Below are 8709 nucleotides of genomic sequence, written 5' to 3' on the forward strand. Positions count from 1 at the left end.
TGTGAGGTTCGGTCGTGATGTCACTGGGATGTTCGGCTTTGTGTGTCACTGGCGTGTAGGTGTGTTGGTGCTGCTCAAGGGGTAGTTGGGGCGATCGATCATGGTGACATCTCTCCGGATCTTGCGGTGACGTGAAGCCGTATCGGTCGGTGTCGTGTTCGCCGTGTCTCCTTTGTCTTGCGGGGAGTCGTCTGGGTGTGCGGGGTGTGTCCGGCGGGTCGTGGTGGGTGTTGAGGGGGAGTGCGACGCGTGTGCCGGTGTTGTGGAGTCTGGCTGGTGGGGATGCCCGTTGCGGTCCCGAGGGTCGTTAGCACGCGCGTGTGCCGAACTGGCGGGAATGTTCTGCTGTCACCCGCCCGGGTGAGGGGCTGGGCGGGAAGCCGCGTGTAGCTCGTAGCGTCGCATCAGATGCATTTGTCACACACGTGCGTCTGGCTGAACTGTCTTGTGTGCAAGCGTTGTTCATTGTTGGAGGCTGTACTTGAGTGCCGTGCCGTTGTCCGCCTGCGGGTCTCGTGGGTGCGGTCGTTGGTGACGGCGCCGGACGACGCCTCCGAGACTGCGGATGGGGGTTTGGGGCGGCATCGGGATGAGTTGCGGCCTGTTGCTGTGGCCGGGCTGCTGCGGTTGCGTGGGGCGGGGGAGTTGACGACTGCTCATGTGCGGTTGGTTGCCGGTTCGGTGGGTGTGAGCGTGCGGCAGGTGTGGCGCTGGCTTGCCGCGGCTGAGGAGACCGGCTCGCCGGAGAAGCCCGAGCGCAGGCGTTTTCGGATCACCGAAGAGATCATCGACGTTCTCGCTGACTACCGGGGCAACGTCAAACGTGCTCACGAGCACCTGGTACGTGAGGCGTTGGCGGCGGGTCAGGACCCGGTGGGGCTGACGACGCTGCACGATGCCATCGCCCGTGACCTCGACCCTGGTTTCATGGCCGGTCTGCGGGAGGGGATCCCGGCCGCCCGTGGTTTCGATCCCGCCTTCCAGCGGCCCGCGGTGGCCCGCAATGAGGTGTGGGAGGGGGATCACAAGCAGGCTCCGACCGTCGTGATGATGCCTGACAAGAAGCTGTCGAGGGTGTGGGTGACGTGGTTTGAGGACCGCGGTACCGGCTATGTGATGGGCTGGGCGGTCACCGCCGGCTCCGCGCACCGCGGTTCGGTTCTGGCAGCCGTCCGCGCCTCCGTGTTGCGTGAAGCCCCCTATGGGCCCGCAGGTGGACGGCCGCATCTCGTACGCGTCGACGGCGGCTCCGATTTCCTGTCCAGGACCGTCCGGCGGACCTTCGGCCTGCTCGGTGTGCCGATGCACAAGGTGCGCAGCGCCCGTCATAAGGGCGGGATCGAGCGGCTGAACCGCACCAGCATGACCCGGTTCTTCGCGGACCTGCCCCGCTATGCCAAAGCGCCCCTGCTCGACCACCGTTGCCGCGTCGGCGACCAGGACCCGCCGCTGACTTTCGAGGCGTTCGTGGACCTGCTGCGCCAGTGGGTTGAGGAGCGCAACACCCAGCATGTCCTTGAACGCACCGGGATGACGCCGCTTGAAGCGTGGCTGAGCGACCCTGCTGAGATCCGGCCTGAGCCCAGCCCGGAAGAACTGCGCGCTTTCATGCTGGAGAGCGACAACAGGGTCCACAAGATCACCAGTCATGGGGTGGAGTTCAACAACCGCTACTACATGCCCGAGAAGGGCGTGGGACGCATCGGTCTGGAACTGCGCCTGCGGTGGATGCCCCACCACGACCATGAGATCGACCTCTATACCTTTCGTGGCAACCGCTACCTCGGCCGGGCTTTCCTCAGTAACGAGGTCAGCGAGGAGATGCGCGAGAAAGTCCTCAACGACCGCGACGAGCACAGCGCGGTCCTGCGCCAGGCCCTGAAACGCTCCGCCGAACGCAGGCGGGAACGTCACCTGCCCTCCACCCAGCCCGAACTCCCCGTCCGCGCCATCCGCATGACGGAACAGGAGGCACGCGCCGAACTGGAAGGCGCCGCCCCGCCCGCGCCGCCCCGCCGACGTGCGGAGCCTTACTCGCCCCTGACTCCGCTTCCGGCCGGCTGGGTACGCCCGGGCCAGGCCGCCGCCCCCGCCCCTGCCGGTCCGTCTTCGGAGGACGCATGACCACCCCCACCGCCACTGCTGCCGCGCCGCAGCAGCCGCCCGAGTCTGCGGCGCCGCGCCGCCCTGATTTGCGCCCGCAGTTCTTCCTCGGCCTCGAGGACTCGTCGCTGGTGGCTACTGACACGCTGCTGCAGATCAGGGACACCGTCGTCGACACCGTCGAGTCGAGGGCGATGTCGGTGATCTACGGGGATGCGGGGCTGGGCAAGAGTTTCGGTACCCGGGCGACGATCCAGGAGATGAATCCGGATCTGATCCTGCCGCTGGACTTCGCCCGTTCCCGCCCGGGGCCGAAGGATCTGCGCGAGGAGCTGTTCCACCAGATGAACCTCTCCTGCAAGATGCCGGGTACGCCGACGGCGTTCGACAAGCTGCTGCGTGAGACGCTGCCGCGGCGTCCGTATGTGATCGTGTGCGACGAGGCCCAGCAGTACCGGCGGGAGAATTTCGAGTTCCTGCGCAAGCTGTGGGACAACTGCGACCCGAAGCCGGCCATCGTTTTCGTCGGCGGCCGGGAGGCGTACGAGACGCTGCAGAGCGATCCGGCGCTGGCCTCGCGGATCTACATCCGCCTGGAGATCCTGGCGATGACCGAGGAGGAGATCCTCAAGGCCGTGCCCGACTCGCACCGGGTGTGGAAGGGCGTGGACGAGGCGCTGCTGAAGCGCATCGACACCCAGTATGCGCTGGGCTCGTTCCGTGAGTGGGCGAAGGTCACCAAGCACGTGATCAAGGGCATGGGGCACTTGGGGGCCGACAAGGTCGACGACCGGGTCGTGGACTGGGCGCTGAAGCGGTGCTGACCATCCCGTCCCCGCCGCCGGCCGTCTGGGGCGCGGCCGGCGCAGCCGGGCCCTTCGCCGTCCTTGAGGACGCTGCCCCATCTGGCCTGCACTTCCTCGGCGTTCCCGGGGTACGTACTGTGCTCACGCCGGGCATGCTCGCCGTCGGTGATGCGCTCGCCGACGCCTATGCCCAGGGCCGGTTCGTGTGCGTGCTGGGCGATGCCGGGGTCGGCAAGACCTTCGCCGTCCACACCGCCGCCCGCCGTCTTGGTGAGCTGTTGCCGCTGGATCTTCGGGCTCAGCCGGCGCCGGCTGACCTGCGCGCCGCCCTCCACAGGGCACTGAAGCTGGTCGGCGAGGCGCCTGTCGACCCCGGGGTAGCCGACACGCTGATCCGCCGTGCCCTGGCCGCCCGCCCGCGGATCGTCGTAATCGAGGACGCCGACCGGCTGTCGGCGTCCTGCTTCGAGTACTTGCGTTTCTTGCACGACGACCTCCCCCAGGGGCTGTGCGTGGTGCTCGTCGCCCAGGCGCGCGGCGAACGCTCCTTGCGCGCCCAGCGGATGCTCGCCACCCGCAGCGCCGGCTGGCCCTACATCTGGCCGTTCACCTGCGACCAGGTCCCGCAGGCGGTTGCTGCGTTGCATCCGCTGTGGCAGAGCGTCGCGCCCGGCGACCTTCAGGCGCTGGACGCCCGCTTCGCCGATGGCTGTCTGCGCCGCTGGGTCGTGCTGACCCTTCACACCCAGCGGGCTCTGGCCGCCACCGGAGCGAAGAAGCCCGATGGGGGCATGCTGCAGGCCGTGGCCGACCGGGTCGACGGCGGGCGGCGCCCATGACCGCACCCACGCGTCCTCCTGCCCCCACCCCGCGGGCCACCACGTCGACGGCGGCCCGCACAGATTCCGCCGGCAACTCCACGCCGGCGCCCGCCGCTGCCACGCCACCATCACCCGGGCCGCGGTAATGCCGATGCCGCGCCCGGCCGCTGTGCCCGAGACCACCACCGGCCCCTGGAGGCCTACATGGTCACCCGGCCACACCAATTCCGGCCTGCCCCCGCTCACTGTGGTGCACGACTCTCACGATGACTACGCCTTCATGGCCGCCGCTCTGGCCGCCCACACTCCCGCGCTGGGCCGTATCACCGTCCACCCCACCCCGGTGGCGAGCGCTCCCGCCTCCCTGGCCCACGACCTGCTGCGCAGCATCGGCAAACACCTCCCGCTGGCCGGGAGCGAGGATGGTACCTACTGGACGACGAACCTCGAGACCGCCTGGCGCGTGGTTGCCGCCTGGATGCTCGCGCTGCGCATCGGTCACGTCATCGTCACCCGGGCCCATCGCATCAGCTCCCGGCACTTCGAGTATCTCTTCGCCCTGCGGGAGCTGACCGGCGTCCAGCTGACCCTGCTGTGCCACGGTCCTTTGCCGCCCGCCCTGGCCGCCGCTCTCGCCGCACTCCCGCACGAAGAGGCGCACAACCTGGCCGCGGCCCGCCGCGCCGTGGCCGCTCCTGCGCCGGCTCCACGACCGCCCGCCGGCCGGTTCGCGTGGTGGGAGGCGGACGGGCAGTTCCCGCCCCACGAGGGTGAGCCGTGCTTCCTGCTGCCGGCGCGGCGCGCACCCGGCCGCGGCGAAATCGAGGCAGCGGGCTGCCGCCTGGGCCGTGCGGTGCTTCCGCTGCCCGCGGTCGGCCGCTTTCCGTCCGAGCCCGACGAGCCGACCGCGCTTCTTGCGCGCCGGCTCCATGCGCGTATCGCCCATCCCGTTCACGCCGCGGCGCTGGCGGTGCGCATCCTCACCGGCTGTCCGGCCGCGCAGTTGCAGTTGCCCGCCGCCCATGAGGCTTTGCCGGCCCGGTCGAACCGTGGCCCCAAACGCCCCGCCCCGTCCTGGGCGGTGGACTTGATCGAGGCAGCCCGCCGCTTCGGGCAACTGGAAGGGCGCCAGCACAGCGCTCGCCCGCTGCGGCTGCGCCCCTGGGACCAAGCGGGCGTGACCGAAGCGGCCCACGCCTGCGGCGTGGTCGAGCACCAAGCGCCCCGCTCGAGACGGCACCCGGCCGCGAGGACCCCGAGTTCCCCACGGCCCGCTGCCGCACACCGGGGCGCGGGCAGCACACCGGCACCGAACCGGGCAGCATGAGGTGGGTGGGCGCCCGACCAGACCGCAAACACATAGGGAGTAGACGATGGCCGAGCCAGGGACAGAACTGTTCGAAGCGATCCGCCGCGACCACCGCGCGGGCGACAGGCTGCCCCGCTCCCTGGCTGCCCGGCACGGTGTGGCCAGAGCGACGGTCAAGGAGGCGATCTCGGCCGTGCTGCCCCTGCCGCATCCCCTCCCGGCCGGCGAAGAGGACCTGGGTGAGGCCCGTCAGTTCCTGGATGCGCGGCTGGAAGAAGACCAGGCCAAGGCGCCCGAGGAGCGCCGCTCGGCCTTCGAGCTGTATGAGGAGCTGAACCGTCGCGCCGACGGGCTCCCGGTGTCCTACCGGTGGGTGTGGGAGTACATCACCGATCGCCGCTCCCAGCAGCTCGCTGACATCGGCTCGCCGGAGCCACATGAGCGGACCTGGGCGGGCAACGTCCCCTCCGACATGCCGGAGTTCGTCACCGATCTGATCACCTGCGCGGTGCGTCACCTGACGGAGCTGAAGATCGAGGGCACCTTGCCGGCGGCCGACGGTGTCGAGCTTGGCATGGTCTCCCTCGGCACTGCCAGGGCCCGGATCAACCAGGCCCTGTGGGAGTTCGCGCTGGTCGGGCGCGGGAGCGGTCTGTCCTACGCCCAGATGAGCGCCTTCACCGGCATCCCCGAAGACGACCTGGCCCGGCAAGCCGAGGACTACCACCGCCTCATGACCTGCTGAGCCGCTGCCCCTCACTCACGGGCGGGAGTACGGCGGGTGTGGTGGCGCCTGATGGCGGTGAGGGCGTTGATACCGGTGGCTGCCGCGGTCAGTGATTGGGCGGCGGTGTCGATGCAGGCGCTGACCGCTGCGGGGCCGGCGCCGGTGCGGGTGAGCCGGTCGGCGTCGATGAGGCTGGCAGCGGCCAGGGCGGAGTCCCCGGCGGCGCAGGACAGGGGGCTGGGGTCGTCGTCGAGTGTGGCTTCGATGGCGCTGCGGACCAGGCGGAGGCTGAGGAGGCGCAGACGGGTTTCGTCGGCCCTCGAGGCGATGGCGGAGCAGTAGCCGGCCAGCAGCTGGGTGAGACCACGTGGGGGCTCTTGTGCGGGGTCGGCACGCCTGGCGGCGTCGAGTTCGGTCTTGGCGAGCAGGATCCCGAGGAGCAGGGCGGTGTCGGTGCGCTTGGGGCCGTCGGGCCGCTGCCGCGCATCGAGCTTCGGGGCGGAACCGAGGTCGGCCAGCGCGCTGTAGAGGGTGCGCGCGCTGGCCGGACGTCGCATGGTCGGGCGTCCCATCACGAACACTCCCGGACGTCAGGCGCCCGCGGTGGTGCGCCGCCGCCGTTTGGCCGGCCGGACCGGTTTGGGCATGGCGAGGGTGGCCTTCTGCATCCGGTCGTAGGTGCGGGTCATGTGGGCGATTTCGTCCTGGAACATGGCCAGGACCTCGTAGTTGTTCACTTCCTCGCCGAGGGGGTTGATGGCCCCGGACAGCAGGCGGCGCAGTTCGGTGTTGATGCGGCGCATCCGCAAGGCGGCGTACTCGGAGATCTTCGCGGGATCGATCGTGATCATGTAGCCGCTGCGGTACGACAGGAACGCCTTCCCTTTCTCCATGGTGATGTGGTCGCGGACGTAGCCCTTGGCCCGCTCGAACTGCCCGTCGGTGGCGTGGATGCGGCCGGTGATCTCCTCACGGGGAAGCAGCACATCCTCGCCTTTCTCCTCGCATAGCCTCCAGGCGAGTTCGGCCAGGTGCTGGGTGGGGACCGGGGCTGCCCGCGGGGCGCCGGTGGCTGTGCGGGTCATAGCTGGTCATCCCCTTCGGACAGGATGCGCGCCAGTTCCTCGTCCATGGTCTTGTCGCCGGTCGACAGCGCGGAGTCGCACCAGTCGAGCGCCGCCCGGATCCGCCGGTGGTTGTCCAGCACGGCCCGCACTTCACGCTCGGTGAACTCCGCCACGTGCAGCCTCGGAATCATCCGCTGAAGATCGACCAGGAATGTCGTGCCACTGCCGATCAGCTCCAGCACTTCACTGGAAGCCCGCTGGTAGTCCACTGCGGGCTCGCGGCGGCGCACCTGCCGTACTTCCTCGACCTCGTCGTCGGCCTCGTCCCGCTCGTGCGCGGCGGCGAACCTGGCAGCGGCAGCTTGCTGGCGCTGCTCATGGTGCGCCCGGTACAGGATGCGCTGGTTCGACGGGCTGGACATCACCCGCTGCGCGACGTCGGGGCGGCGGATCATCTCCTCGACCGCCTTGGTGGCGCTCTCGTCCTCCCGCATCAGCGTCCGGACCCGGTCCAGTTTCTCCTCCTTCGTCAGCGGCCGGCTGGGAAGGCGTCCTGCCCGGCTGAGAGCGAGGTCTTCCGTCCAGCGCTCCCTGCCCTCCGGCGGATGACGGATGACCTCGAACCGGTCGGGCAGAGCATCGAGTGCCGAGTGCACTGACCACGGGACACCCGGAACCCTCTCACCCGGCGGCCAGGACACGGCGACATGCCGGTACTTCACCAGGGTGTTGACGTTGCTGCCGATCTCGTCCGCGAAACGGTCCAGCACCAGGAAGACACCCTGGTTTATCCCACGCCCTTTGGGTTTGATCATCTTCAGTGTCAGATCGCCCAACCGGAACTGGATCGAGGTATCTTCCTCGACCATGTCGCGGCCCTGCTTGACGTAGCGGGCCCACTGCCGGTCGGTGAACTGCTTCGGGAACGGACTGATGAGCCTTGTCCGGGCCATAGCGCCTCCCACGACGCCCCCAAGGGGTATCGGTATCGCGACGTACACAGCCGCACCCCCGTGCCCCCGCCATCAAGATTACGCCTACATATGTTCGAAATTTCCCTGGCGCAGCCGGTGAAAGAGGGATGGCCGAAGCGCCCTTTAAGCGGGCCTTTGGGCCGGCTACGCCCAGCGCATGCCGATCGCGGTGAGCTGCTCGACCCGTTCCGGCGGCAGCGTGGCGGCCCTGCTGCGCTGGTTCCCGATCCACGACCCCAGCTTGAGGTCTCGTTCCTCCTGGTCCTGGCCGTCGTCGCCGGTGACGATCCGCTCGATGTGTCCCCTGGGTACTCGGAGGTGCCCCTCTCGTTCGTAGAACTGGCGGGCGGCGGTGTAGTTCAGCGCCCACTTGTCGCTCTGCGTGCGGCGTGGCTTCGGCTTCTCGTCCTGGGCCGCCGGTTCGATCCCGAGGACCTGCTCACACATCCACTGCTGTCCGCCGGTGAGCCGGCCCCATCCAAGGCGTTGTGCCCTGACCCACCGCCCGAGGTCCTCGCCCTGGCGCACGGCCTGGCCCGTTGCGGTAGGCAGGGTGCCGCCGGCGTCCAGGTGCTGGCGGACCAAATGGAAGGCGCGCTGCCATTCCACGGGCCAGGCGGGGCACCAGGACGGGTCGATGTCCTCCAACTGCTCGCACCGCTCCGCCGGCAGCGTCCCGGCGCGGGCGTCGGCTCGCTGGTTCTTCAGCCAGATGCCGATCTTGTGGCCCCGGTAGACGGCGTCCAGCGGTGCCAGGAGGTGCCCGTTCTCCTTCGCCCACCCGCGCGCCGCGGTGAGCCCTTCCTCCCACGCGACGTCACGGTGTGACCAGACCATGCCGAGCGTCTCCAACTGCTGGACGCGTTCGGCGTTCAGGCGGCCGCGGGCGTTGCGATGGCGGG

Annotated in this window: 9 protein-coding genes; 5 read left to right on the forward strand and 4 right to left on the reverse strand. The window is 69.4% G+C overall.

What is annotated here, in order from left to right; all coding sequences use genetic code 11:
* Positions 1–609: 609 nt before the first annotated feature.
* The 5 genes from AB0L75_RS43385 to AB0L75_RS43405 all read left to right on the forward strand — a co-directional run bounded on the left by AB0L75_RS43385 (position 610) and on the right by AB0L75_RS43405 (position 5784).
* The gene (locus AB0L75_RS43385; RefSeq protein WP_365191816.1) at positions 610–2124 is read left to right on the forward strand and encodes a transposase; all 1515 of its coding nucleotides are present in this window, start codon (positions 610–612) and stop codon (positions 2122–2124) included.
* Positions 2121–2927 carry an ATP-binding protein gene (locus AB0L75_RS43390; protein WP_365191817.1) on the forward strand — a complete coding sequence of 269 codons (807 nt, stop codon included), beginning with the start codon at positions 2121–2123 and terminating at the stop codon, positions 2925–2927. Before AB0L75_RS43385 ends, AB0L75_RS43390 begins: the two co-directional genes overlap by 4 nt.
* Positions 2928–3046: 119 nt before the next feature.
* Entirely contained in the window at positions 3047–3748 is a 702-nt protein-coding gene (locus AB0L75_RS43395; protein WP_365191818.1) for an ATP-binding protein, read from the forward strand.
* A gap of 232 nt (positions 3749–3980) precedes the next feature.
* Complete coding sequence (locus AB0L75_RS43400) at positions 3981–5057, forward strand: hypothetical protein (protein ID WP_365191819.1); 1077 nt, start codon at positions 3981–3983, stop codon at positions 5055–5057.
* 46 nt (positions 5058–5103) lie between these two features.
* A complete protein-coding gene (locus tag AB0L75_RS43405; protein ID WP_365191820.1) occupies positions 5104–5784 on the forward strand; it encodes a hypothetical protein in 681 nt (226 codons plus the stop codon).
* An 11-nt stretch (positions 5785–5795) separates the two neighbouring features.
* On the opposite strand, the gene AB0L75_RS43410 is transcribed toward AB0L75_RS43405, so the two are convergent.
* The 4 genes from AB0L75_RS43410 to AB0L75_RS43425 form a co-directional block, all read right to left on the reverse strand.
* A complete protein-coding gene (locus AB0L75_RS43410) occupies positions 5796–6338 on the reverse strand; it encodes a hypothetical protein (protein WP_365191821.1) in 543 nt (180 codons plus the stop codon).
* Positions 6339–6356: 18 nt separating this feature from the next.
* Complete coding sequence (locus AB0L75_RS43415) at positions 6357–6851, reverse strand: hypothetical protein (protein WP_365191822.1); 495 nt, start codon at positions 6849–6851, stop codon at positions 6357–6359.
* On the reverse strand, positions 6848–7786 hold the full coding sequence (locus tag AB0L75_RS43420; protein WP_365191823.1) for a DUF6192 family protein: 939 nt from the start codon (positions 7784–7786) through the stop codon (positions 6848–6850). The genes AB0L75_RS43415 and AB0L75_RS43420 overlap by 4 nt, the downstream gene beginning before the upstream one ends.
* A gap of 165 nt (positions 7787–7951) precedes the next feature.
* The coding region (locus AB0L75_RS43425) for a helicase associated domain-containing protein (RefSeq protein ID WP_365191824.1) at positions 7952–8709 on the reverse strand (758 nt) is incomplete at its 5' end.

The organism is Streptomyces sp. NPDC052101 (genome assembly GCF_040680235.1).
Classification (GTDB): Bacteria; Actinomycetota; Actinomycetes; order Streptomycetales; family Streptomycetaceae; genus Streptomyces.

Coding starts and splice junctions, on each gene's coding strand:
- AB0L75_RS43390 (WP_365191817.1), top strand. CDS start 2,121: ATGACCACCCCCACCGCCACTGCTGCCGCGCCGCAGCAGCCGCCCGAG.
- AB0L75_RS43405 (WP_365191820.1), top strand. CDS start 5,104: ATGGCCGAGCCAGGGACAGAACTGTTCGAAGCGATCCGCCGCGACCAC.
- AB0L75_RS43410 (WP_365191821.1), bottom strand. CDS start 6,338: ATGGGACGCCCGACCATGCGACGTCCGGCCAGCGCGCGCACCCTCTAC.
- AB0L75_RS43415 (WP_365191822.1), bottom strand. CDS start 6,851: ATGACCCGCACAGCCACCGGCGCCCCGCGGGCAGCCCCGGTCCCCACC.
- AB0L75_RS43420 (WP_365191823.1), bottom strand. CDS start 7,786: ATGGCCCGGACAAGGCTCATCAGTCCGTTCCCGAAGCAGTTCACCGAC.